The following is a 24,335-nucleotide window of genomic DNA, read 5'->3' on the forward strand; positions in this document are numbered from 1 at the left end:
GCCCGGACCGTGGCCCCGGCAACCCCGTCGTCAGGTGCGGTCAGGCGAGCGGGAGCTCCTTGCGGGACTCCTTGTGCGGGCGCTTGTCGTCCGCACCGGCGGCCTTCAGACCGGCCCGCAGCTCGCGCGGCAGGGAGAACATGAGGTCCTCCGTCGCGGTCCGCACCTCCTGGACGTCGTCGAAGCCGCGGCCCTCCAGGAGCGCCAGGACATCACGCACCAGGATCTCCGGGACGGACGCGCCCGAGGTCACGCCGACCGTCGTCGCGCCCTCCAGCCACGCCTCGTCGATCTCGGAGGAGCGGTCCACGCGGTACGCCGACCGTGCTCCCGCCTGGAGCGCGACCTCGACGAGCCGGACCGAGTTCGACGAGTTCGCCGAGCCCACGACGATCACGACGTCGCACTCCGGCGCCAGCTTCTTCACCGCGACCTGGCGGTTCTGCGTGGCGTAGCAGATGTCGTCGCTGGGCGGGTCCTGCAGCGACGGGAACCTCTCCCGCAGCCGGCGGACCGTCTCCATGGTCTCGTCCACCGACAGCGTGGTCTGCGAGATCCACACGACCTTCGCCGGGTCGCGCACCGTGACCTGGTCGACCTCGTCGGGCGAGTTCACCACCTGCACGTGGTCGGGCGCCTCGCCCGCGGTCCCCTCGACCTCCTCGTGCCCGGTGTGGCCGATCAGGAGGATGTCGTAGTCGTCCTTCGCGAAGCGGACGGCCTCCTTGTGCACCTTCGTGACCAGGGGGCAGGTGGCGTCGATGGTGTCCAGGCTGCGGGCCGCCGCCGACTCACGTACCGCCGGTGACACGCCGTGGGCCGAGAACACCAGGCGGGCGCCCTCGGGCACCTCGTCGGTCTCGTTGACGAAGATCGCCCCGCGCTCGCTGAGGGTCTCCACCACGTACTTGTTGTGCACGATCTCCTTGCGCACGTACACCGGCGCCCCGTAGGTCTCCAGGGCCTTCTCGACGGCGACGACGGCGCGATCGACGCCCGCGCAGTACCCGCGGGGCGCGGCCAGGAGGACGCGCTTGGTCAGGGTGGACGTTCCGGAAGTCACGTCCGCCAGTCTATGGGCCGTCCGGCGCCGTCGGACCGGGCAGCCCGTGTGACGTCGTCGACCCTACGCAAGATGCACACGGGCGCCCCACGTCGCCGCCGCCGGACGCCTGTGGACAACCGGCGTGCGAACCCGCCGGATGTCAGCCACTCCGTGCAGGATGGTTCCTGTGACCGACCCGACCACCGCCCAGCTGCCGCTTCCCGAGATGGCCGCCGACACGAGCGCGAGCCGCCCGTGGCCGGTGCGTGTCCTGTCGGACAAGATCAAGGGCTACATCGACCGGATGCCGCCGGTGTGGGTCGAGGGCCAGGTGGTCCAGTTCAACCCCCGCCCCGGCGCGGGCATGCAGTTCCTCACGCTGCGCGACGCCGATCGCGACGTCTCCCTGCCCGTCACGATCTTCTCCAGCGCGCTGGCCCGCCTGGCGAAGGTCCCTGCCGAGGGCGATCACGTCGTCGTGCGCGCGAAGCCCACGTTCTGGATCAAGCGCGGCACCTTGCAGATGCAGGCGAACGACATCCGGGCCGTGGGTGTCGGCGAGCTCCTCGCCCGCATCGAGGAGCTCAAGCGCGTCCTGGCCGCCGAGGGCTTGTTCGACCTCGACCGCAAGCGGCCGCTGCCGTTCCTGCCGGCCGTCGTCGGCCTGGTCTGCGGTCGCGAGTCCAAGGCCGAGCACGACGTCGTCGTCAACGCCCGCGCCCGCTGGCCCCAGGTGCGGTTCGAGATCCGCGAGGTCGCCGTGCAGGGCGTGGGCGCCGTGCCCGAGGTGAGCCGCGCGATCCAGGAGCTCGACGAGCGGGACGACGTCGAGGTGATCGTCGTGGCCCGCGGCGGAGGTTCCGTCGAGGACCTGCTCCCCTTCTCCAACGAGGCACTCGTCCGGGCAGCCGCGGCCTGCCGCACCCCGCTGGTGAGCGCCATCGGCCACGAGACGGACGCCCCGCTCCTCGATCTCGTCGCCGATCTGCGCGCGTCCACCCCCACGGACGCAGCCAAGTGCATCGTGCCGGACGTGTCCGAGGAGCGGCAGCGCCTGACGCAGGCCCGGCAGCGCATCCGCGGTGCGATCACGGCGATCCTGAACCGTGAACAGCACGGGCTCGACGGCGTCCGCTCCCGGCCCGTGCTCGCCGCGCCGCACACCATGCTGGAGGCCCGCGAGCGGGAGGTGGTCCAGGCGATCGGGCACGCGCGGCACGCGCTCAACGCGCTCCTGCTCCGCGCCTCGGGCGAGATCGGCCGACTCGAAGCGCAGGTCCGCGCCCTGTCGCCGGCGTCGACCCTGGAGCGAGGCTACGCCGTCGTCCAGCGCACGGACGGGCGCGTGGTCCGCACGCCCGGCGACGTCGTCGTCGGCGACGACGTCCACGTCCGCCTGGCCGACGGCAGCCTGGACGCGGAGGTCACCTCGATCGGCGACTGAAGCCGTCGGGCGGCCCGACGTCGACCGAGTGGCGACCCTCGCGGCGACCACGACGGCGTGAGCATGTACGAGCACGGAAATAGCGGAAGCGATCGTGCCGCGATACCTGGGAGCGTCGGTGTCATGACCGAGAACACCGCACTCACCCCGTTCCGCATCGACATCCCCCAGGCCGACATCGACGACCTGCACCGCCGGCTCGCGGAGACGCGCTGGCCGCTTTCCGTCCCCGGGCGGGAGGACTGTACCGACTTCAGCCGCGGCACGCCCCGGGCCTACCTCGAGGATCTCGCCGACCACTGGCACAACGAGTTCGACTGGCGCGCGACGGAGGCGGCGCTCAACAAGTACGAGCAGCTCACGACCGTGGTCGACGGACAGACCTTCCACGTCGTCCACGTGCGCTCGGCGAACCCAGGGGCCACTCCCCTCATCCTGAACCACGGCTGGCCGGGCTCCTTCGTCGAGTACCAGCGCCTCGTCCCGCTGCTGACCGACGAGTTCCACATCGTGATCCCGTCGCTGCCCGGCTTCGGCTTCTCGACCCCGCTGTCGGGAACGGGCTGGGAACTGGCACGGACGACGAGGGCCTACGCCGAGATCATGACGCGGCTCGGGTACGAGCGGTTCGCCGCGCACGGCACCGACATCGGGGCGGGAACCACCGCCAACCTCGCAACGATGTACCCGGAGCGAGTCATCGGTACGCACATCGGCAGTGACGGGCAGACGCTCGGGCTGGTCGGCGAGAAGTTCCCCTACCCCGACGGCCTGTCGGACGACGAGATCGCCCGGATCGAGGAGGTGCGCGCCAGAGGCGCCGCCGATCGCGGGTACTACGTGATGCAGAACCACCGCCCCGACACGATCGGCGCGGCACTCGTGGACTCGCCCGTCGGTCAGCTCGCGTGGATCGCCGAGAAGTTCAAGACCTGGGCCGGCGGCGCGTACCGCATGCCCGACGAGACGGTCGACCGCGACCAGCTCCTCACCAACATCAGCCTGTACTGGTTCACCCGCAGCGGCGCGTCGAGCGCACAGTTCTACTACGAGGCCGAGCACTCGGAACTCAGCTGGATCGCGCCGTCGAGCGTGCCGTCCGGCTGGGCGGTGTTCGACACCCACCCGCTCCTGCGCCGCGTGCTGGACCCGTCGAACGCTATCGGCCACTGGAGCGAGTTCACCGAGGGCGGCCACTTCCCCGCGATGGAGGCACCCCGGCTGCTCGCCGACGACATCCGCACCTTCTTCCGCGGCATCTCCTGACCGCTGGGCACCTCGTACCCTGCTACGTTGTCCGACGGTGTGCCGGGAAGCCTGGTCGGCGACGAATTTCGCCGACCCTGGAGATTCGATGACCGCGCTGCCCGCAACGCCGCTGCCCACAGTTCCGGCACGGCTGACGAACGCTGCGATCGTGGTCGCAGTCGCGTACACCCTCATGCTGGCGGTGCGACCGCTCGGGCTGCTGTTCGGCACGACGCAGAGCGCGGTCAATTTCGGGGTGCAGAGCCAGGTGGGCTTCCGGCTCGGCTTCTTCGCGACGTCGCCGCTCGAGGTGTTGATCATCGTGACGACCTACGTCGTCTCCTGTCTCTGGCTGCATCGCAGCAGGGTGGTCGCCGAGGCCATGACCGCCGAGGATGTGCACGACCGCGGGCGGATCTGGGCCTGGCTCGGCTGGGTCGTCCCGGTGGTCGCGCTCTGGTTCCCGTACCAGGTGGTGCGCGACGTCCGTGTCGCGTCCGGCGCGTTCCGGCCGGCGGGTCTCGGCGTCTGGTGGGCCTGCTGGTTGTGCATGGGCGTCACGTTCTACGACAGCACCGACCCGCAGATCGCGATCACATCAGGGACGCTCACCGCCGCTCTCGCGGTCCCCGGCTGCGCTCTGTGGATCGGGATCATCCGGGGCATCTCCACCGAGCAGCGCGCCTGGGCGGCTACGGCGTGACCCGGCCCCGCGTCACGCGGCGCAGAGCGGCTGGTCGGCGCAGTGCTTCATGCCGCTCAGTCACGGTAGCCGGGTGTGAATGCGCTGCCCGCCGCGCGGCGGAACCTGTCGGCGAGGCGGTCGAAGGCCGCCGCTAGTTCGTCGCCCTCGATGATCTCGATGTCGGCTCCCAGCTGTGTCATCCACAGCGCGAGCCGGTCCGGATCGTCCGAGCCCAGTTCGACGCGGCACGAGGACTCGTCCACCACCTCGATGTCGAGCGGAGTGAGCACCGTCGCGGCGACCTCGGCGGCGGGAGCGTGCACGAGCACCCGGGCGCGGTACTTCCAGGCCGCCTTGTTGACCCGGCCGACGACGTACTCGACGACCTTGTCCTCCGGGATCACGCGCGGCCGGAACCGCACGCCGGTCGGGGGACGCGGAACCATGCGGTCGACCCGGAAGACCCGCCAGTCGTCCCGGTCCAGATCCCACGCGAGCAGGTACCACCGCGACCCCCAGCTCACCAGTCGCTGCGGTTCGGTGTGGCGCGCCGTTTCGCTGCCCCCGGGCTTCGTGTACCCGAACCGGAGGCGCTCGTGGCCGCGGATCGCCGCCGCGACCACGCCGAGCACCGAGACGTCGAGCGGCACATCGGCCCCCGGAACGACGCTCGTCGCCTCCCGCACCGCCTCGACACGGCGACGCAGGCGCGACGGCAGCACCTGCTCCAGCTTCGCCAGTGCCGTGAGCGACGTCTCCTCGACACCGAGCCGGCCCGTGGCCACGGTCCCCAGGCCGACCGCGACAGCGACCGCCTCGTCGTCGTCGAGCAGCAGCGGCGGCATCGCCGTCCCCGCCGCCAGCCGGTACCCGCCTGCCACCCCGGGACGCGCGTCCACGGGGTAGCCGAGCGAGCGCAGCTTCGTGACGTCGGCGCGCACCGTCCTGGTGCTCACGCCGAGCCGGTCGGCCAGTTCGGCACTCGTCCAGTCGCGCCTGAGCTGGAGCAGCGAGAGCAGTTCGAGCAGGCGGGCGGAGGTCTCCAACATGCGCACGATCATTTCAGCTATCGCGGAAGGAAACCTGCCGCAATCGGTGGAAGCGTTGATGTCATGAACGAGAACACGGCACTCATCCCCTTCCGCATCGACATCCCGCAGGCCGACATCGACGACCTGCACCGCCGGCTCGCGGAGACGCGCTGGCCGTTCCCTGTCCCGGGCCGCGAGGACCGTACCGACTTCAGCCGCGGCATCCCGCTGGTGTATCTGAAGGAACTCGCGGACTACTGGCGTGACGGGTTCGACTGGCGTGCCCAGGAGGCGGCGCTCAACGAGTACGAACAGTTCACGACCGTGGTCGACGGACAGGCCTTCCACGTCGTCCACGTGCGCTCGGCGAACCCGGACGCCACCCCGCTCATCCTGAACCACGGCTGGCCCGGCTCGTTCGTCGAGTACCAGCAGCTGATCCCGCTGCTGACCGACGAGTTCCACATCGTGATCCCGTCGCTGCCCGGCTTCGGCTTCTCCACGCCGCTGTCCGGAACCGGCTGGGAACTGGCACGGACCGCGGACGCCTACGCCGAGATCATGACGCGGCTCGGGTACGAACGGTTCGCCGCCCATGGCACCGACATCGGCGCCGGCATCACCGGCCGGCTCGCGGCGGTCTACCCGGAGCGGGTCATCGGCACGCACGTCGGCAGCGACGGCCGGTCGCTCGGGATGGTCGGCGACAAGTTCCCCTACCCGGACGGCCTGTCCGACGACGAGATCGCGCAGATCGAGGAGGTGCGCACCAAGGACCTCGCCGAGCGCGGGTACTTCGAGATGCAGAACCACCGCCCCGACACGATCGGGCCGGCGCTCACCGACTCACCGGCCGGTCAGCTCGCGTGGATCGCGGAGAAGTTCCAGACGTGGACCAACCCCGCCTCGAGGACGTCCGACGAGGCGGTCGACCGCGACCAGCTCCTCGCCAACATCAGCCTGTACTGGTTCACCCGAAGCGGCGCGTCGAGCGCACAGTTCTACTACGAGGCCGAGCACTCGGGACTCGAGTGGGCCATGGCTTCCGGTGTGCCGTCGGGCTGGGCGGTGTTCGACACCCACCCGCTGATGCGCCGCGCGATGGATCCGTGGAACGCGATCGGCCACTTCAGCGAGTTCACCGAGGGCGGCCACTTCCCCGCGATGGAGGAGCCCGGGCTCCTCGCAGACGACATCCGCGCTTTCTTCGGCAGCCTGACCTGACCACTTCTCGGCCGGGCCGTCGACGCGCGCTTCGGCGCCCGGGCAGGCGGAGCACGCCTGCCCGGGCGGCGGCGCGGCCACCCAGAAAGCGGCTACGAGACAGCCACGCCGGCTCCGCGCCGGTCCGCGAACCCGAACGCCCGCGTCGCTATGCGGCCGCGACGAGGCCGGCGTGGCTGCCGGCGCCGGCCATCCAGTACGACTCCCGGAGTTCGACGAATTCCCGGATGCAGCCGGGGCAGCCCACGAGGTGGTCCTCGATCCGGCGACGCCGGCAGGGCAAGATCTGGTGTCTGAGGTACTCCCGCATCGCGGCGCGCGTCTCGGGGCATCCGATGGCCTGAAGTGTGTCCCGCATGTCCCTCAAGACGCGCGGAGACGCCAGATGTCACAGCACTTCCGGCAAATTCCTCAGAATGCCTCGTGGCCAGCATCGGCGCAACCGGAACGGCCTTCCCTCACGTCGCACGGGCGACGAAGAGCCAGCCCTTCCCGGGCGCGTAGGCCAGGTCGCGCACCTCGACCCCGTCGAACCCGGCGGCGCGCAGCGACGTCTCGAGCTCCTCGCGATCACGGAACCGCAGCGTGGAGACCGCGACGACCTCGACCCCGTCGGGCATCCGGGTGGTCGACGTGAACGTGACCAGCGGAAGGGCCACCTCGTCGAGGCGGATCCATTCCTCCACGGGCCCGAGACCCGGCACATCGGTCCGCGCGAAGGTCCGCTCCGGCGTCCAGGACTCCCACGCGCGGACCTCGGGAACACGCGTCTCGAACGCGAGGGTCCCCCCGGGACGCAGGGCGGCGCGAACGGCCGCGAGCGCCGCCGCCCACGCCTCGTCCGTGGTGAAGACCTGGGCGACGTTCGCGGTCATCGTCGCGAGGTCCGCGTCACCCTCCGGCACCGCCGTCGCGTCGCCGTGCACCCACCGGACGGCGTCGGCGCCGGGCTTGCTCCGCCCGACGGCCAGCATCTCCCCCGCCGGCTCCACGCCGACCACGTCCATCCCGCGTTCCGCCAGGCGGAGCGCGAAGACGCCGGTCCCGGAGCCGACGTCGATCACGCTCCGGGCACCCACCTCGTCGGCGAGGGCGACATACATGTCCAGGTCGCTGCGGTCGGGGTCGAGCACGTCGTAGAGGCCGGCCACCACGGGGTGGTCGAACTCGTTGGCCGGTTCACGCCCGGGCGGCGTCGCGCCGCTCATCGCTCCCGCTCCACTCGCCGCTCGTCCCACACCGGCTCAGAGGTCTCCCGTACGACGCCGTCGGACCCGAACACCAGGTACCGGTCGAAGGACCGGGCGAACCAGCGGTCGTGCGTGACCGCGAGAACCGTGCCCTCGAACGCCTCCAGGCCCTCCTGCAACGCCTCGGCCGATTCGAGGTCGAGGTTGTCGGTCGGCTCGTCGAGCAGCAGCGCGGTGCACCCGGCGAGTTCGAGGAGCAGGATCTGGAACCTGGCCTGCTGCCCGCCCGACAGGCGGTCGAAGGGCCGCTCCGCCGCGCCGGTCAGTTCGTACCGGCGCAGCCGGGACATGGCCTTGCCCCGGTCCTGGGCATGATCGGTCCACAGGATGTCGAGCAGTGTCCGGCCGGCCAGCTCCGGATGCGCGTGGGTCTGCGCGAAATGCCCCGGCACGACACGCGCGCCGAGCTTCCAGTTGCCCTGGTGTACCACCTCGTCCCCCGCCAGCAACCGCAGGAAGTGCGACTTGCCGGAGCCGTTCGAGCCGAGCACGGCCACCCGCTCCCCGAAGAAGACCTCGAGGTCGAACGGCTTCATCAGGCCCGTCAACTCGAGCCCGGTACAGGTCACCGCCCGCAGGCCGGTGCGCCCGCCGTGCAGGCGCATGGTGATGTCCTGCTCGCGGGGTGGCTCCGGCGGCGGTCCGGCCTCCTCGAACTTCCGCAGGCGCGTCTGGGCGGCCCGGTACCGCGACGCCATGTCGGGACTGTTCGCCGCCTGCTGTCGCAGGGTCAGCACCAGCTTCCGGAGCTGCGCGTGCTTCTCGTCCCAGCGCCGCCGCAGTTCCTCGAAACGCGCGAACCGCTCGCGCCGTGCCTCGTGGAACGTCTCGAAGGAGGCGCCGTGCACCCAGGCGTCGGCCCCAGCCGGACCCGGCTCCAGGGACACGATCCGGTCCGCGGCCCGTGCGAGCAGTTCGCGATCGTGGGACACGAACAGCACGGTCTTGCGGGTCTCCCGCAGCCGCTCCTCCAGCCAGCGCTTGCCCGGCACGTCGAGGTAGTTGTCCGGCTCGTCGAGCAGCAGCACCTCGTCGATGCCCCGCAGCAGCGCCTCCAGCACGAGCCGCTTCTGCTCACCGCCGGACAGGGTGCGTACCTCGCGGAACTGCGCACGCTCGTAGGGCACCCCGAGCGCCGCCGTCGTGCACACGTCCCACAGCGTCTCCGCCTCGTAGCCGCCGGCCTCCCCCCAGTCCGCGAGCGCCTGCGCATAGGCCATCTGCACGCGCGTCTGGTCGGCGTCGTCCTCCGCCGTCATCATGGCGTGCTCGGCCTCGTCGACGGCGCGGGCGGCGTCCCGGATGCGCGGCGTGGAGACCGAGGCGAGCAGGTCGCGCACCGTGCTCTCGTCCCGGACGGATCCGATGAACTGCCGCATGACGCCGAGACCTCCGGTGACGGCGACGCTGCCGCCGTCGGGGACGAGTTCGCCGGTGAGGAGCCTCAGGAGGGTGGTCTTGCCCGCGCCGTTGGGCCCCACCAGGGCGGTGGCGCTGCCCTCTCCCACCCGGAACGACACGTCGCCGAGCAGAGCCCTGCCGTCGGGAAGGTAGTACTCGAGGTGCGCGGCTTCCAGGTGACCCATGAGCACATGGTCGTCGTTCGGGTCCGGGTGACCAAGCGCATTTCTCGTGCCTGTGGACAACGCGCACCGGATGTCGGTGACGTGTTGTTGACTGTTCCCCGTGAACACCGACGCCAAGAACACCGACGCACCCGATGTCGCCGGCCTGTCCTACGAGCAGGCGCGGGACGAGCTCGTCCGCGTGGTCCAGCGCCTGGAGGCCGGCGGGGAGCCGCTGGAGGACTCGCTCGCGCTGTGGGAGCGCGGCGAGGCCCTGGCCACACGGTGCCAGGAGTGGCTCGACGGGGCCCGCGAGCGTCTCGCGGCCGCGCAGGCGGCGTCGAGTGACGGCACGGGTACATCAGCCGCGTCGACGACCACGTCGACGGCTCCGACGAACGACAGCGAGGTCACCGAATGAGCAGCCATGTGCTCGCCGTGGGCGAGGCCCTGGTGGACGAGGTTCATCGCCCGGACGGTTCCGCGGCCGAGCATCCCGGCGGCAGCATCGCCAACGTCGCGCTGACGCTGGGGCGTCTGGGCCGGGACGTCCGGCTCGCGACGTGGCTGGGCCGCGACGAGCGCGGGGACGCGGTGCGCGCGTGGCTCGCGGAGTCGGACGTCGCTCTCGCCGACGGCAGCGACGCGGCGGAGCGTACGAGCGTGGCGGTGGCGACGCTCGACGACGGCGGCTCGGCCACCTACGAGTTCGACCTCACGTGGCGGGTCCCGGAAGAGACGGCCGCCGGCCCGGAGACGCTCGCGGTGCACACGGGCTCGATCGCGGCGGTGCTGGAGCCGGGCGGCAGCCAGGTGCGTGCGCTGGTGGAGGCCGCGCGGGCGACGGCGACCATCACGTACGACCCGAACGCGCGCCCGGTGATCATGGGGTCGGCGGATGCCGCGCGGGAGCGGATCGAGACGCTCGTCGCGCTGTCCGACGTGGTCAAGGTCAGCGACGAGGATCTCGGGTGGCTGTACCCGGGGCAGGACCCGGTCGAGGCGGCCCGCGCCTGGCGGGCCGGCGCGGCCGGTGGCGCCGCCCGGGCGCCGGGGCAGGAGGGGCCCGCTCTCGTGGTGGTGACGAGGGGCGGTGACGGGGCGGTCGCGCTCACGGCGGGCGGCGAGGTCGAGGTGAAGGCGCCTGCCGCGCGGGTGGTGGACACGGTCGGGGCCGGGGACTCGTTCATGGGTGCCCTGATCGACGGCCTGTGGGGTCACGACCTGCTGGGCGCCGCCCGCCGGGACGCGTTGCGCGCCATCGGACCGGACACGCTGTCCGCGATCCTGGAGCAGTGCGTGGCCGTCGCCGCGATCACCGTGTCGCGTGCAGGCGCCAACCCGCCGCGGCGAGCGGAGCTGGAGGCATGATCGGCGGCGCAGTCGCCACGGACGCGGCAGGCACGGAATCGACGGGCACGGACGCAGTGGGCACGGAATCAGCGGGCACGGACGCGGCAGGCACGACGGAGGAATTCCACGCATGACGGACATCGAACGGCTGACACCGCAGGAGGCATGGAAGCGCCTGCGCACGGGCAACGACAGGTTCGTGAGCGACGCGCCGGCCCACCCCTCGCAGAACGCCGCCCGGCGGGCGGAGCTGAAGGCGGCCCAGCATCCGCACACGGTGATCTTCGGCTGCTCGGACTCGCGGGTCGCCGCGGAGATCATCTTCGACCAGGGCCTTGGCGACGTGTTCGTGGTCCGGACCGCGGGGCACGTGCTCGACACGACGGTGATCGGCTCGATCGAGTACGGGGTCGACGTCCTGGGAGCGTCGCTCGTGGTCGTGCTCGGGCACGACTCGTGCGGCGCGGTGGCCGCGGCCGCGCACACCCTGGCCACGGGCGAGCAGCAGGGCGGGTTCGTCCGCGCGGTCGTGGACCGGGTGATCCCGTCGATCGTGAACATCACGTCGGGCAGCCCGGGAACCGACGTGGGCGCTCTGTCCGACCAGGACGTGCTGCGCCGCGAGCACGTGAAGCACACGGTGGGGATGCTGCACGGGTACTCGGCAGGGCTGGCGTCGGCCGTCGCGGAGGGCCGGTGCGCCGTCGTCGGCGTGGAGTACGACCTGTCGGAGGGCGCGGCCCGCCTGATCCACGCGCTCGGCGACGTCGGGGAGGAGCCGGCCACGTGACCGGTGTCGCTCGAGCGCTGTCATCGCGAACCTCACGCGACGATGCGGCACGATGAGGCCATGAGTTCCGCCACCGTCCGGGGATCGCGATGACAGGTCGCGGGGACGCGCCCTCCGACGACGGGCTCGACGACGCGGCGGCGATCTTCGTCGCCGCACGTCAGCGGTTGTTCGGCATCGCGTACCGGATCCTGGGCTCCGCCGCCGATGCCGAGGACGTCGTACAGGACGCCTGGGTGAGGTGGCAGACGACGGACCGGTCGGTGGTGCTCAGCCCGCAGGCATTGCTCACGACGATCACGACCCGCCTGGCGATCAACGTGCTGCAGAGCGCACGATCCCGGCGCGAGACGTACACCGGTCCCTGGCTCCCCGAGCCCGTGGACACCAGCGCCGATCCCACGCTGGGTGCCGAGCGGGCCGAGGCTCTGGATGTCGCCGTGCTCGTCCTGCTCGAGCGCCTGACGCCCACCGAGCGCGCCGCGTACGTGCTGCGCGAGGCGTTCGACTACGAGTATCCCGAGATCGCGCGGATCCTGGACACCTCCCCGGCGGCCACCCGGCAGCTGGTGAGCCGGGCTCGCAGGCATCTCGCCACGGAACGGCGAATCGCGGTGAGCGCGGTGAGCGCGACGGCACGCCGCGACCTGCTCGCCGCCTTCCTCGCCGCCGCCCGGGCGGGCGATGTCGAGCGGCTCGAAGGCCTCCTCGCCGCGGACGTCGTCACCCGCGCCGACAGCGACGGAAAGGTGAAGCAGGTCGCCCGGGTCGCGGTCACTGGCCGGTCCAAGGTGGCCCGCCTCCTGTCCGCGTACGCCGAGACCTTCTGGGAGGGCATCACCGTGTTCCCGCTGGAGGTCAACGGGGACGCCGCGCTCGGCATGGAACGTGACGGTGAGCTGGTCGGCGTCCTGGTCGTCAAGGCCTCCGACGAGGGCGTCCACGAACTCCTGTGGCAGCTGAACCCCGCCAAGCTCGAACCGCTCCGGCGCTCCCGCGCCGGCCACCCGACGGTGGCCGGCGCGGGCGAGGACGCTACGCCTGGGCCGCCCGCCACGCCTCGTAGCTGATCTCGCCGAGCCGCGCGGGCCCGGCGGGTACGAGCTCGCCGTCCGTGAGCGGCGCGCCGAAGTACGTCGCGCCGGGGTCGGTGAGCACCCGGCGCCGGTCGCCGTGCGACGCGAGGTGCGTACGCACGATCTCGTCGAAGGCGAACACCTTCGGCCCGGCGATCTCGACCGTCCCTGCCAGCGGCGCACCGGCCGCGACCTCGGCCACGATCCTGGCGACGTCCGCGGACGCGATCGGCTGGAAGCGGACCGGCGCCATGTGGACCACGCCGTCGACGGTCGCCGCATCGGCGATCGAGCCGAGGAACTCGAGGAACTGGGTGGACCGCACGATCGACCAGCCCGCTTCCGAGGCCTTGACCAGGTCCTCCTGCACGACCTTGGCCCGCATGTAGCCGGAATCGATACCCTCGGCGCCGACGATCGAGAGGATCACGTGATGCCGGACCCCGGCCTGCGCCTCGGCGTTCAGCAGGTTGCTGGTCGACTCCCGGAAGAAGCGCGTGGCGTCCTCCTCGGCGAACGACGGCGAGTTGCTCAGGTCAACCACCACCTGTGCGCCCTCGAGAGCCCCCGCCAGGCCCGCCCCGGTCACGGTGTCCACGCCCGTCTGCGGTGAGGCGGCGACGACCTCGTGCCGGCCCTTCAGGCGGTCGACCACCTGACTGCCGACCAGGCCGGTGCCTCCGATGACCACGATCTTCATGGTGTGCTCCCTCTTCGCTCTCGGGCGTGCACTCCGGCAGGCCCGTTCTCGGCACGAGCCGAGCGGCCCGTCGCGAGTCCTGACCGGGACCACCGCGGATCTGTGACACGGGCTCGAGCAGGTGACACGAGTCACGCGCGCGGGTACGTCGCGGGGGCGAGGCTGCGGCACGATAGAGCCATGAGTTCCGACACCGCCGTCCCCGCGCCGTCCGGCGCCGCCGAGGAGACCGAGTACCGCATCGAGCACGACACGATGGGGGAGGTCCGCGTCCCGAAGGACGCCCTGTACCGCGCCCAGACGCAGCGCGCCGTGGAGAACTTCCCGATCTCCGGCACGCCGCTCGAGCGCGCCCACATCGAGGCGCTCGCCCGCGTGAAGAAGGCCGCCGCACAGGCCAACGCCGAGCTGGGCGTGCTCGACCAGGACATCGCCGACGCGATCGTCGCCGCCGCGGACCGGGTGGCCTCCGGCGAGTTCGACGCCCACTTCCCGGTGGACGTCTACCAGACCGGGTCGGGCACGTCGTCGAACATGAACACGAACGAGGTGCTGGCCACGCTCGCCACGCAGGCGCTGGGCAAGGACGTACACCCGAACGACCACGTCAACGCGTCCCAGTCGTCGAACGACGTGTTCCCCACCTCGGTGCACGTGGCGGCGACGTCGGGCATCGTGAACGACCTGGTCCCTGCCCTGAGGCACCTCTCGGACGCGCTGGCCGCGAAGTCCGAGGAGTTCGCGGAGGTCGTCAAGTCCGGCCGCACGCACCTCATGGACGCCACGCCCGTGACGCTCGGCCAGGAGTTCGGCGGCTACGCGGCCGCGATCCGATACGGCATCGAGCGCGTCGAGGCCGCGCTGCCTCGCGCCGCCGAGGTCCCGCAGGGCGGCACCGCCGTCGGCACCGGCATCAACACACCGGCCGGCTTCCCGCAGCGAGTCATCGAGCTGCTCGCGCAGGACACCGGCCTGCCGATCACCGAGGCGCGCGACCACTTCGAGGCGCAGTCCGCACGCGACGGTCTCGTGGAGCTGAGCGGGGCGCTGCGCACGATCGCCGTGTCGCTCACGAAGATCTGCAACGACCTGCGCTGGATGGGCTCGGGCCCGAACACCGGTCTCGGCGAGATCGCGCTGCCGGACCTGCAGCCGGGGTCGTCCATCATGCCGGGCAAGGTGAACCCGGTGATCCCGGAGGCCGTGCTCATGGTGGGCGCCCGCGTGATCGGCAACGACGCGACCGTGGCATGGGCCGGCGCATCGGGTTCCTTCGAACTCAACGTGCAGATCCCGGTCATCGCCCAGGGCGTGCTGGAGTCGATCCGCCTGCTGTCGAACGCGTCCCGCGTACTCGCCGACAAGACGGTCTCCGGCATCACCGCGAACGTGGAGCGCGCCGCCGCGCTCGCCGGGTCGTCGCCGTCCATCGTCACGCCGCTGAATCGCGTGATCGGCTACGAGGCCGCCGCGAAGATCGCCAAGTACTCGGTCGCGAACAAGCTCACCGTCCGCGAGGCCGTGATCGACCTCGGTTTCGTCGAGCGGGGGGAGATCACCGAGGCACAGCTCGACGAGGCACTCGACGTGCTGAAGATGACCCGCCCGCCGCAGGCCTGACGACGCCGGCCCCGCGAGGCCGACGCCGTCCTGACGACACGGGCCCGACAACACAGGTCCGACGGCACGGCAGCGACGACGGCACGTCAGCGATCCCACCTTCAGGTTTGGTTAGCCTTACCTAAGGTGCTACGCTCGCTCACGTAGGACGCACACAGAAGAGGCGCACTACCGGACTCGCGGGGCTGGGGGGCTTCCGTCCGGGAGTGCGCCTCTTCGCCGCGCTCGGCGCCGTGCTCACCACCGTGCTCACCGGTGGGCCCGCCTCCGCGCTCACCGCGCGGCGCGGGCCCACCCGCTCACCACTCACCACCGCACCCGCTCACACCTCGAGCTTCTCCAACATGTCCGTCACCAGCGCCGCCACCGGCGACCGCTCGGACCGCGTCAGCGTCACGTGCGCGAACAGCGGGTGCCCCTTGAGCGTCTCGATCACCGCCGCGACGCCGTCGTGCCGGCCGACCCGCAAGTTGTCCCGCTGCGCGACGTCGTGGGTGAGCACCACGCGCGCGTTCTGGCCGATCCTGGACAGCACCGTGAGCAGGACGTTCCGCTCGAGGGACTGTGCCTCGTCGACGATGACGAACGCGTCGTGCAGGGACCGCCCGCGCACGTGCGTGAGGGGTAGCACCTCAAGCATCTCGCGGCTGATCACCTCGTCCACGACGTCCTTGGAGACGAGCGCCTCCAGCGTGTCGTAGACGGCCTGCCCCCACGGGTTCATCTTCTCGGCCTCCGTGCCGGGAAGGTAGCCGAGATCCTGCCCGCCCACGGCATAGACCGGCCGGAACACCACGACCTTGCGGTGCTGACGGCGCTCGAGCACGGACTCCAGCCCCGCGCACAGCGCGAGCGCCGACTTGCCGGTCCCGGCGCGCCCGCCGAGGGAGACGATCCCGATCGACTCGTCCAGGAGCAGGTCGATCGCGATGCGCTGCTCGGCGGAGCGCCCGTGCACGCCGAACACCTCCTGATCGCCCCGCACGAGCCGCAGCCGCTTGTCCGCGGTGACCCGCCCGAGCGCCGAGCCACCGGGCGCGTGCACCACCGCGCCGGTGTGCACCACCAGCGGTCCGGCCGCCTCCACCGTCGCCGGGTCGAGCGCCGTGAGGTCGAGGCTCTCGGACTCCCACAGCTCGGACATCTGCTCGTCGCTCACGTCGAGCTCGCGCATCCCGGTCCAGCCGGACTCGACGGCGAGCTGCGCCCGGTACTCCTCGGCGGCGAGCCCGACCGCCGACGCCTTCACCCGCATCGGCAGGTCCTTGGACACCACGGTCACGTCGGCGCCCTCGGCGGCCAGGTTGGCGGCCACGGACAGGATGCGGGTGTCGTTGTCGCCCAGCCGGAAGCCGGCCGGCAGGACGGACGGGTCGACGTGGTTCAGCTCGACGCGAAGGGTGCCACCGACGTCGCCGACGGGGACGGGGGCGTCGAGCCGGCCGTGCTCCACGCGCAGCCCGTCGAGCATCCGCAGGGCGCTGCGGGCGAAGTAGCCGAGTTCGGCGTGGTGACGCTTGGCCTCGAGCTCACTGATGACCACGACGGGGAGGACGACGTCGTGCTCGGCGAACCGGAACATGGCACGCGGGTCGCTGAGAAGCACCGAGGTGTCGACGACGAAGGTGCGGCGATCGTCCCCGGCCGAGGAGTCGTCCCCGGCCGTGTCGATCTGGGAGGTGACGGTGGAACGGGTCATGGCATCTGCTCCCTCCGGCGCCGAAGCGCCTTCGCAGCAACGTCGTCGATCACGAAGCTGGTGGATGAGCGGTCGGCCCGCCCCTGGCGCACGACACCGTGGCACAGGGTCGGGATCGACCCCCTCCACGGAGCGGTAACTCCATAGGTGGCCTCCCGAAGGACGACTGGGTGCCGTCCTTGTTCGTGAACGTACGCCGCCGTGGAAGTTCTGGCCAGCCCTCGACCCGGGCGCGTCGCGAGATGTCACACACTGTTCACATCTTGGTAACTTCTTGGCCTGAATGCCAAGTAGTAGTCAAGCGGAGACCTTCGCCTGCCAATCTCGCGCCCCCGGGCGCGGCGTTGGCGCCTGTCGCATCGATCCGACAGGATAACCGAATGGCTGCATTCGTCGTCCTGCTCCGCGGGGTGAACCTCGGGCCGAACCGCCGCGTCCCCGCGGCCGATCTGCGCGGTGCCGCGCTCGACGCCGGCTTCGCCGACGTGCGCACGCTGCTCAACAGCGGGAACGTCGTCCTCACGACCGGAACGTCGGATGCCGTCGTGCCCGACGACGCCGCCCGCCTCCTCACGGCCCGGCTGGCCGGCCGCGTGGGGACCGAGGTACCCGCCATCGCGCTCACCGTCGGCCGGCTCCGCGCGATCACGGCCGGCAACCCGTTCCCCGCCGCCGCCCGCGAGGACCCCTCGCACCTACAGGTGCATGTACCGTTCGGCGAGGTCGACGCGGCGGGGATCGCCCGCCTCGACCTCCGGCATCCCGGGCGCGAGCACGTGGCGGTGGCCGAGGGCGTCGTCTACGTGCACTACGTCGACGGGATCGGGCGCTCGAGGCTCACCACGGAGGCGCTCGACAAGGCCGCGGGCACCATGATGACCGCCCGGAACTGGAACACGATCACCCGGCTCGGCGAGATGATCCGGGATCTCTCCTGAGGAGCTCGTCACGGGACGTTTCGTGACGAGAACCACGCTCGCCCCAGAGCGAACCGGCGGTCAGGCAAAGCCCCGTTCCAGGTAGGGTTGTGGTGCTGGATCGCACCCCGGGACCCAAGGAGCTTGCGTGACCACATCCGCCGACCTCGAGGCCCCAGGCCCCCTCAAGAAGCTCCGGAGGTGGGTGAGTCGCGAGACGACCGGCGGCGCACTTCTCATCGGCGCGGCGGCCATCGCCCTGCTGTGGGCCAACTCGCCGTGGCGGGAGTCCTACCAGGCGTTCGCCGCGACCACCCTCGGGCCGGCGGAGTTGCTGGGCCTGCCGGTCCACCTCGACCTGACTCTCGCCGACTGGGCGGCCGACGGCCTGCTCGCGATCTTCTTCTTCGTCGTCGGCGTGGAGCTCAAGCACGAGTTCGTGGCGGGCAGTCTGCGCAGCCCCAAGGAAGCGGGCGTCCCGATGATCGCCGCCGTGGGCGGCATGGTGCTGCCGGCGCTGCTGTACGTGGGGATGATCTTCGCGTTCGGCGCGGGTGACCTCATCCACGGCTGGGCCATCCCGACGGCGACGGACATCGCGTTCGCCCTGGCGGTGCTCGCCGTCTTCGGCAAGGGCCTACCCGTCGCGATCCGTACGTTCCTGCTCACGCTCGCCGTGGTGGACGACCTCCTGGCGATCATCGTCATCGCGGTCTTCTACACGGAGGAGATCCACTGGTGGACGCTGCTGGGTGCGCTGGTCTGCGTGGCCCTGTTCGGCTGGCACGTCCGGAGCCGGCGGCCGCAGTGGTGGGTCCTGCTGCCGCTGGCGTTCCTGGCCTGGGTCTTCATGCACGAGTCGGGCGTGCACGCGACGGTCGCCGGCGTGCTGTGCGGCTTCATGGTCCCCGCCGCTGTGATGCACGGCGAGTCCGACACCCGCACGCATCTGTACGAGGCCTGGTTGCGGCCCTGGTCCTCGGGTATCGCGCTGCCGGTCTTCGCCTTCTTCTCGGCCGGCGTGTCGCTCGTCGAGGGTGAAGGCCCGGCCGCCATGCTGGGCCAGCCCGTCGTCCCGGCAATCGTGGTCGGCCTCGTCGTCGGCAAGATCGTCGGCGTGCTGGGCACCACCTGGCTCGTGATCCGCCTGACGCCGCTGCGGCTCGCGAGCGGTATCGGGGTGCGGGACCTGCTGCCCGTCGGGTTGCTCGCCGGAATCGGGTTCACCGTGTCGCTGCTGATCAGCGAGCTGTCGTTCGGTGACGCGGAACATGCCGACGGCGCGAAGATCGCGATCCTCATCGGATCGGTCGTCGCCGCCCTCCTCGGAGCCCTCACGCTCCGCTGGGACGTCCGCGCCGCCCGTACCGCCGACATGAACCTCGACGGTGTCGCCGACGACGTGCGCGACTTCATCGGCGACGAGAAGGACCTGCGCGAGCACGGCTGACGGTGGCCGCGTCCGGCGGCGCTGCCCGAGCCGCCACCGGGTGGTACGACGAACGCCCGGCAGCACCTCGGCCGGGCGGTACGACGACGGGCAGCGCCCGCGAGCCGTACCACCCGGCCGTTGTCACCAGGCAATCACGCCTCCAGCAGCAGGGCCTCCCCCTGCCCGCCGCCACCACAGAGCGCGACCGCGGCACGTCCGCCGCCACGACGAGCGAGCTCGTGGGCCGCGTGGACCGCGATGCGGGCACCCGACGCACCCACCGGGTGCCCCACCGAGATCCCGCCGCCGTGCACGTTGACCTGGTCCATCGACAGGCCCAGGCGCCGGGCGGAAACCACGGCCACGACCGCGAACGCCTCGTTGATCTCCACGACGTCCAGATCGCCCACGGACCAGCCCTCGCGTCCGAGCGCCTGCTCGATCGCGTGCGCCGGCTGGGAGTGCAGCGAGTTGTCCGGCCCGGCCACCTGGCCCCAGGACCGCACGGTCGCCAGCACCGGGACCCCGGCCGCCTCCGCCCGCGCACGCGTGGTGAGGACCAGCGCCGCCGCGCCGTCGGAGATCTGCGAGGAGTTCCCGGCGGTCAGCGTCCCGTCCTTCGTGAAGGCCGGACGCAGGTTCGCCAGGCCCTCGGCGGTCGTGTCGGGCCGGACGCCCTCGTCCATCGCCACCTCGACGGGCTCGCCCCGCCGCTGCGGCACGGACACCGGCGCGATCTCCGCCTCGAAGACGCCGTCCTTCCACGCGGCGGCCGCCCGCTGGTGCGAGGCCGCCGCGACGGCGTCCTGCTCCTCACGCGACACGGCCACGTCGCCGGTGTTGTGCTCCTCGGTGGACTCTCCCATCGAGACCCGGTCGAACGAGTCCGTCAGGGCGTCGTGCGCCACCGAGTCCTGCATCGTCACCGGTCCGTACGCATACCCGGTACGCGAGCCCGGCAGCAGGTGCGGGGCGTTCGTCATCGACTCCTGCCCGCCCGCGAGCACCACGCTCGCCTCGCCGGTACGCAGCATCCGCGCGCCGTCGATGACCGCCGTCAGCCCGGACAGGCACACCTTGTTGATCGTCACGGACTGCACGTCCCACGCCACCCCGGCCGCCACGGCCGTCTGCCGGGCGGGGTTCTGCCCGGCGCCGGCCTGAACCACCTGGCCGAAGATCACCCGGTCCACGTCACCCGCGAGCGAACCGGCGCCCGCGAGCGCCCTGCGCGCCGCCACGGCGCCGAGGTCCACGGCGCTCAGCGAGGCCAGCGCGCCCTTCAGCCGTCCCTGCGGCGTCCGCGCCGCCGAGACGATGACCACGTCGTCACTGCTCATGTCTGCTCTCCTCCTGTCCGGCGCCGCGCGGCCTCGTGAGCCGGCGGCGCGTTCCGTCGCGTGGTCAGGCCGGGGTGGCGGTGACCACGTCGTCGGGGACGATGATCTCAGGTTCCGTCGCGACGACGACGTCGTCAACGGTGACTCCCGGGGCGAGTTCGCGCAGCACGAGCCCGCCGTCGGTCACGTCGAGCACGGCGAGGTCCGTGATGATCCGGTCCACGACGCCCTTGCCGGTCAGCGGCAGCGTGCACGTGTTCACCACCTTCGCCGAGCCGTTCTTGGCGACGTGCTCCATGAGCACGATGACGCGCCGGGCGCCGTGCACGAGGTCCATGCCGCCGCCCATCCCCTTGACCATCTTGCCGGGGATCATCCAGTTCGCGATGTCGCCGGTGGCCGAGACCTGCATCGCGCCGAGGATCGCGGCGTCGATCTTGCCGCCGCGGATCATCCCGAAGCTGGTGGCCGCGTCGAAGACGGACGCGCCGGGCAGGAGGGTCACGGTCTCCTTGCCGGCGTTGATGAGGTCGGGGTCGACGGCGTCCTCGGTCGGGTAGGGGCCCACGCCGAGCAGGCCGTTCTCGGACTGGAGCACGAGCTCGCGACCTTCGGGCACGTAGTTCGGCACCAGCGTGGGCAGCCCGATGCCGAGGTTGACGTACATGCCGTCCTGCAGCTCGAGCGCCGCCCGCGCCGCCATCTCCTGACGTGTCAGTGCCATGTCTCAGCCCTCCTGGCTCGCGGTGACGGTGCGGCGCTCGATCCGCTTCTCGATGTCGCTGCCCACCTCGACCACGCGGTGCACGTACACGCCGGGCAGGTGGATCTGGTCCGGGTCGAGCTCGCCGGGTTCGACGAGTTCCTCGACCTGCGCGATGCACACCCGGCCGGCCATCGCGGCCTGCGGGGAGAAGTTACGCGCCGACTTGTTGAACACGAGGTTGCCGTGCCGGTCGCCATGCAGGGCGTGGACGAGGGCGAAGTCGGTGGTGATGGCCTCCTCCAGCACGTACTCGGCCGGGCCGTCGGGCCCGTCGAAGGTGCGGACCTCCTTGGGCGGGCTCGCGTGCGCGACGCCGCCGTCGCCGTCGTACCTCATCGGGAGGCCGCCCTCGGCGATCTGCGTCCCGACGCCCGTGCGCGTGAAGAACGCGGCGATACCGGAGCCGCCGGCCCGCAGCTTCTCGGCGAGCGTGCCCTGCGGGGTGAGCTCCACCTCGAGCTCGCCCGAGAGGAACTGCCGCTCGAACTCCTTGTTCTCCCCGACGTACGAGGAGGTCATCTTCCGGATGCGCTTCGCCCCGAGCAGGAGCCCGAGACCCCAGTCGTCGACGCCGCAGTTGTTCGACACCACCGACAGGTCGGTGGTGCCCTGCACCAGGAGCGCGGTGATCAGCGCCATCGGGTTGCCGCACAGGCCGAACCCGCCGACGGCGAGCGTGGCTCCGTCGGGGATGTCGGCCACGGCCTCGGCCGCTGTGGCGACCTGCTTGTCCAGTCCGGTCATCGTCCTCTCCTTGTTCTCCCGGCGGGTCTCCCCGGGGTAGTCATCCTGCACACAGGATCGTCGTCGTGAGAAGAGTCCGCCCGACGACGGCGCAGCCGCCGGGCGCACCCCGCGTCACTTCGCGCTCCACCCGCCGTCGACGGCCCAGGACGCGCCGGAGACCATCGCGCCGTCGGGTCCCGTGAGCCAGCCGACCAGCGAAGCGACCTCGGCCGGTTCGACGAGCCGCTTGACCGCCTGCTCCTTGAGGAGCACCCGCTCGAGCACCTCTGCCTCGCCGATGCCGTGCGCCGCCGCCTGATCGGCGAGCTGCTGCTCGACCAGCGGCGTGCGCACGTAGCCGGGATTGACGCAGACACTGGTCACGCCCCTCGGGCCGCCCTCCAGCGCCGTCACCTTGCTCAGCCCCTCGAGTCCGTGCTTGGCCGAGACGTACGCGCTCTTGTACGGCGAGGCCACCAGGCCGTGGACCGAGGACACGTTCACCACGCGCCCCCAGCCGGCGTCGTACATGTGCGGGAGGGCGGCGCGGATCAGCAGGAACGGTGCGACGAGCATGATCGAGTGGATCGTGCGGAACATGTCCGGGGCGAACTCCTCGATCGGCCGCACGTGCTGGATCCCGGCGTTGTTGACCAGCACGTCGACGTCGAGCGTCAGGTCGTCGAGCGCCGTCGTGTCCGCGAGGTCCACGACCCACGCGTCACCGCCGACCTCGTCGGCGACGGTCTTCGCGCCGTCGGCCGACACGTCGGCGACGGTCACGTGCGCTCCCCGGGCGGCGAGCTCGCGCGCCACGGCCGAGCCGATGCCCGACGCGCCGCCCGTGACGAGGGCCCTGCGGCCCGCCAGGGCAGGGGCCGGACCATTCGGCTCGGTCACGCGGCGACCTCCTTCCGCGCGGCGGCGTCGACGGCGTCGAGCTCGTGCAGGGACGCGCCCTTGGTCTCCCGCATGGACAACACCGCTATGGCCGTGATCAGGCCCGCCACCAGCAGGTACACCGCGGTGGGCCACCAGTGGCCCGTGTTCTTCAGCCACGTGGTGGCCAGGATCGGCGCGAGGGAGCCCGCGAAGATCGACGTCACCTGGTAGGAGATGGACACGCCGGAGTAGCGGGTCCGGGTCGGGAACATCTCGGCCATGATCGCGGGCTGCCCGGCGTACATCATGGCGTGGAAGACGAGGCCCACGATGATCGCCGTGAGGATCAGCGCCGTGCTCCGGGTGTCCAGGAGCGGGAAGGCCCAGAAGCCCCAGGTGCCGCCGAGGATCGCCCCGGCGAGGTAGACCGGCCTGCGGCCCAGGCCGTCCATCGCGCGGCCCACGGCCAGGATCACCACGAAGTGGCTGACGTGCGCGATCGCGATGAGGCTCAGCACCTGCGTGGTGTCCATGCCCAGGCCCTCGTTGAGGTAGACGATCGAGAAGGCCACCACGAGGTAGTACATGATGTTCTCGGCGAACCGCAGGCCCATGCCGGTGAGCACGCCGCGCGGGTACCTGCGCAGCACCTCGACGACGCCGTAGCTCGCGTGCTTCTCCTGGCCCTGCCCGGCACGCGCGGCCTCGAAGATCGGCGACTCGGAGACGCGGGTGCGGATCCAGTAGCCCACGACCACCACCAGGGCGGACAGCCAGAATGCGACGCGCCAGCCCCAGGAGAGGAACGCCTCCTCGGTCAGGACGCCCGACATGACGGTGAGCACCAGTGTGGCGAGCAGGTTGCCCACCGGGACGGCGGCCTGCGGCCAGGCCGTCCAGGTGGCGCGGCGATCGTCCGGCGCGTGCTCGCCGACCAGCAGCACGGCGCCACCCCACTCGCCGCCGAGCGCCAGCCCTTGCACGAACCTCAGGAGCACCAGCAGGATCGGCGCGGCGACACCGATCTGGCCGTACGTCGGCAGGCAGCCCATGAGCACCGTCGCGGCACCGATCAGCATGATCGTGAGCTGCAGCGTGTGCTTGCGGCCGAGCTTGTCGCCGAGGTGGCCGAACACGATCCCGCCGAGCGGGCGGGCGGCGAAGCCGACGGCGTAGGTGACGAACGCGGCGATGATGCCGTCGTACACGTTGTCCGTCGCGGGCAGCAGGGCCTTGGCGAACACGAGCGCCGAGGCCGTGGAGTAGAGGAAGAAGTCGTACCACTCCACGACCGTGCCGGCCATGGAGGCGGCGACGACCCTGCGGAGCAGTGATCTCTCGGGTGCGGGCCCGGGCGCGGGCATGTCCTGGGTCTGGCTCGTGGCCATGGTTCCTCCGGTTGTCCTCGTCGACACCGCGCCGGCTCCCTCGCCGGCCCGGGGGTGATGCTCTTGCGGCACGGGCTGTGCCGCGCCGTGACGTCGTCGGGAGTCTGGCAGCGGGGTCGATGTGCGCGCAACGCGCATGTCGGCACACGCGATG

At 71.4% G+C, this 24,335-nt stretch carries 23 protein-coding genes; 11 read left to right on the forward strand and 12 right to left on the reverse strand.

What is annotated here, in order from left to right:
* Positions 1-40: 40 nt before the first annotated feature.
* Positions 41-1,063, reverse strand: coding sequence for a 4-hydroxy-3-methylbut-2-enyl diphosphate reductase (locus tag IIE03_RS10450; protein WP_318842913.1), 1,023 nt, complete (start codon positions 1,061-1,063; stop codon positions 41-43).
* Positions 1,064-1,223: 160 nt separating this feature from the next.
* On the opposite strand from IIE03_RS10450, the gene xseA reads away from it, so the two are divergent.
* From xseA to IIE03_RS10465, 3 genes are all read left to right on the forward strand, one after another.
* On the forward strand, positions 1,224-2,489 hold the full coding sequence (xseA, locus tag IIE03_RS10455) for an exodeoxyribonuclease VII large subunit (protein ID WP_192862687.1): 1,266 nt from the start codon (positions 1,224-1,226) through the stop codon (positions 2,487-2,489).
* Positions 2,490-2,612: 123 nt separating this feature from the next.
* Positions 2,613-3,755: an epoxide hydrolase family protein gene (locus tag IIE03_RS10460; protein WP_192862688.1), complete on the forward strand. Its 1,143-nt coding sequence runs from the start codon at positions 2,613-2,615 to the stop codon at positions 3,753-3,755.
* A gap of 151 nt (positions 3,756-3,906) precedes the next feature.
* Complete coding sequence (locus tag IIE03_RS10465; RefSeq protein WP_318842915.1) at positions 3,907-4,440, forward strand: DUF4328 domain-containing protein; 534 nt, start codon at positions 3,907-3,909, stop codon at positions 4,438-4,440.
* Between the two features lie 56 nt (positions 4,441-4,496).
* Here the strand turns inward: IIE03_RS10465 and IIE03_RS10470 are convergent, their stop codons facing one another.
* The gene (locus IIE03_RS10470) at positions 4,497-5,471 is read right to left on the reverse strand and encodes a helix-turn-helix transcriptional regulator (protein ID WP_192862690.1); all 975 of its coding nucleotides are present in this window, start codon (positions 5,469-5,471) and stop codon (positions 4,497-4,499) included.
* Positions 5,472-5,534: 63 nt separating this feature from the next.
* Here IIE03_RS10470 and IIE03_RS10475 point away from each other — a divergent pair, with 63 nt between their 5' ends.
* Positions 5,535-6,677 (forward strand): epoxide hydrolase family protein, encoded by a 1,143-nt coding sequence (locus IIE03_RS10475; RefSeq protein ID WP_192862691.1) that lies wholly within the window; start codon positions 5,535-5,537, stop codon positions 6,675-6,677.
* A gap of 148 nt (positions 6,678-6,825) precedes the next feature.
* Here the strand turns inward: IIE03_RS10475 and IIE03_RS10480 are convergent, their stop codons facing one another.
* From IIE03_RS10480 to IIE03_RS10490, 3 genes are all read right to left on the reverse strand, one after another.
* Positions 6,826-7,035 carry an anti-sigma factor gene (locus IIE03_RS10480; RefSeq protein ID WP_192862692.1) on the reverse strand — a complete coding sequence of 70 codons (210 nt, stop codon included), beginning with the start codon at positions 7,033-7,035 and terminating at the stop codon, positions 6,826-6,828.
* Between the two features lie 100 nt (positions 7,036-7,135).
* Positions 7,136-7,885 (reverse strand): methyltransferase domain-containing protein, encoded by a 750-nt coding sequence (locus IIE03_RS10485; protein ID WP_192862693.1) that lies wholly within the window; start codon positions 7,883-7,885, stop codon positions 7,136-7,138.
* Complete coding sequence (locus IIE03_RS10490) at positions 7,882-9,513, reverse strand: ABC-F family ATP-binding cassette domain-containing protein (protein WP_192862694.1); 1,632 nt, start codon at positions 9,511-9,513, stop codon at positions 7,882-7,884. Before IIE03_RS10490 ends, IIE03_RS10485 begins: the two co-directional genes overlap by 4 nt.
* Positions 9,514-9,613: 100 nt before the next feature.
* Between IIE03_RS10490 and IIE03_RS10495 the strand changes: the two genes are divergently transcribed.
* The 4 genes from IIE03_RS10495 (at position 9,614) to IIE03_RS10510 (ending at position 12,705) form a co-directional block, all read left to right on the forward strand.
* Positions 9,614-9,913: an exodeoxyribonuclease VII small subunit gene (locus IIE03_RS10495; protein WP_192862695.1), complete on the forward strand. Its 300-nt coding sequence runs from the start codon at positions 9,614-9,616 to the stop codon at positions 9,911-9,913.
* The gene (locus IIE03_RS10500) at positions 9,910-10,863 is read left to right on the forward strand and encodes a carbohydrate kinase family protein (RefSeq protein WP_192862696.1); all 954 of its coding nucleotides are present in this window, start codon (positions 9,910-9,912) and stop codon (positions 10,861-10,863) included. The genes IIE03_RS10495 and IIE03_RS10500 overlap by 4 nt, the downstream gene beginning before the upstream one ends.
* Before the next feature lie 112 nt (positions 10,864-10,975).
* Complete coding sequence (locus IIE03_RS10505; RefSeq protein WP_192862697.1) at positions 10,976-11,635, forward strand: carbonic anhydrase; 660 nt, start codon at positions 10,976-10,978, stop codon at positions 11,633-11,635.
* 89 nt (positions 11,636-11,724) lie between these two features.
* Entirely contained in the window at positions 11,725-12,705 is a 981-nt protein-coding gene (locus IIE03_RS10510) for a sigma-70 family RNA polymerase sigma factor (protein ID WP_192862698.1), read from the forward strand.
* Here IIE03_RS10510 and IIE03_RS10515 read toward each other — a convergent pair.
* Positions 12,671-13,411 carry an SDR family oxidoreductase gene (locus IIE03_RS10515; protein ID WP_192862699.1) on the reverse strand — a complete coding sequence of 247 codons (741 nt, stop codon included), beginning with the start codon at positions 13,409-13,411 and terminating at the stop codon, positions 12,671-12,673. The genes IIE03_RS10510 and IIE03_RS10515 overlap by 35 nt on opposite strands.
* A gap of 180 nt (positions 13,412-13,591) precedes the next feature.
* On the opposite strand from IIE03_RS10515, the gene IIE03_RS10520 reads away from it, so the two are divergent.
* Positions 13,592-15,031: a class II fumarate hydratase gene (locus IIE03_RS10520; protein ID WP_192862700.1), complete on the forward strand. Its 1,440-nt coding sequence runs from the start codon at positions 13,592-13,594 to the stop codon at positions 15,029-15,031.
* A gap of 322 nt (positions 15,032-15,353) precedes the next feature.
* On the opposite strand, the gene IIE03_RS10525 is transcribed toward IIE03_RS10520, so the two are convergent.
* A complete protein-coding gene (locus IIE03_RS10525; RefSeq protein WP_192862701.1) occupies positions 15,354-16,730 on the reverse strand; it encodes a PhoH family protein in 1,377 nt (458 codons plus the stop codon).
* 380 nt (positions 16,731-17,110) lie between these two features.
* On the opposite strand from IIE03_RS10525, the gene IIE03_RS10530 reads away from it, so the two are divergent.
* Together IIE03_RS10530 and nhaA are read left to right on the forward strand one after the other, a co-directional pair.
* Entirely contained in the window at positions 17,111-17,668 is a 558-nt protein-coding gene (locus IIE03_RS10530; protein ID WP_192862702.1) for a DUF1697 domain-containing protein, read from the forward strand.
* Positions 17,669-17,795: 127 nt separating this feature from the next.
* Positions 17,796-19,097: a Na+/H+ antiporter NhaA gene (gene nhaA, locus IIE03_RS10535; protein WP_192862703.1), complete on the forward strand. Its 1,302-nt coding sequence runs from the start codon at positions 17,796-17,798 to the stop codon at positions 19,095-19,097.
* A gap of 134 nt (positions 19,098-19,231) precedes the next feature.
* On the opposite strand, the gene IIE03_RS10540 is transcribed toward nhaA, so the two are convergent.
* From IIE03_RS10540 to IIE03_RS10560, 5 genes are all read right to left on the reverse strand, one after another.
* A complete protein-coding gene (locus IIE03_RS10540) occupies positions 19,232-20,419 on the reverse strand; it encodes an acetyl-CoA C-acyltransferase (protein WP_192862704.1) in 1,188 nt (395 codons plus the stop codon).
* 64 nt (positions 20,420-20,483) lie between these two features.
* Entirely contained in the window at positions 20,484-21,143 is a 660-nt protein-coding gene (locus tag IIE03_RS10545) for a 3-oxoacid CoA-transferase subunit B (protein WP_192862705.1), read from the reverse strand.
* 3 nt (positions 21,144-21,146) lie between these two features.
* Entirely contained in the window at positions 21,147-21,929 is a 783-nt protein-coding gene (locus IIE03_RS10550) for a CoA transferase subunit A (RefSeq protein ID WP_192862706.1), read from the reverse strand.
* A gap of 114 nt (positions 21,930-22,043) precedes the next feature.
* Complete coding sequence (locus IIE03_RS10555) at positions 22,044-22,811, reverse strand: 3-hydroxybutyrate dehydrogenase (RefSeq protein WP_318842916.1); 768 nt, start codon at positions 22,809-22,811, stop codon at positions 22,044-22,046.
* Positions 22,808-24,181 carry an MFS transporter gene (locus IIE03_RS10560; protein ID WP_225997561.1) on the reverse strand — a complete coding sequence of 458 codons (1,374 nt, stop codon included), beginning with the start codon at positions 24,179-24,181 and terminating at the stop codon, positions 22,808-22,810. The genes IIE03_RS10555 and IIE03_RS10560 overlap by 4 nt, the downstream gene beginning before the upstream one ends.
* Positions 24,182-24,335 lie beyond the last annotated feature (154 nt).

Origin of the sequence: Myceligenerans pegani, from assembly GCF_014892515.1 — a bacterium.
Taxonomy (GTDB): domain Bacteria; phylum Actinomycetota; class Actinomycetes; order Actinomycetales; family Cellulomonadaceae; genus Myceligenerans; species Myceligenerans pegani.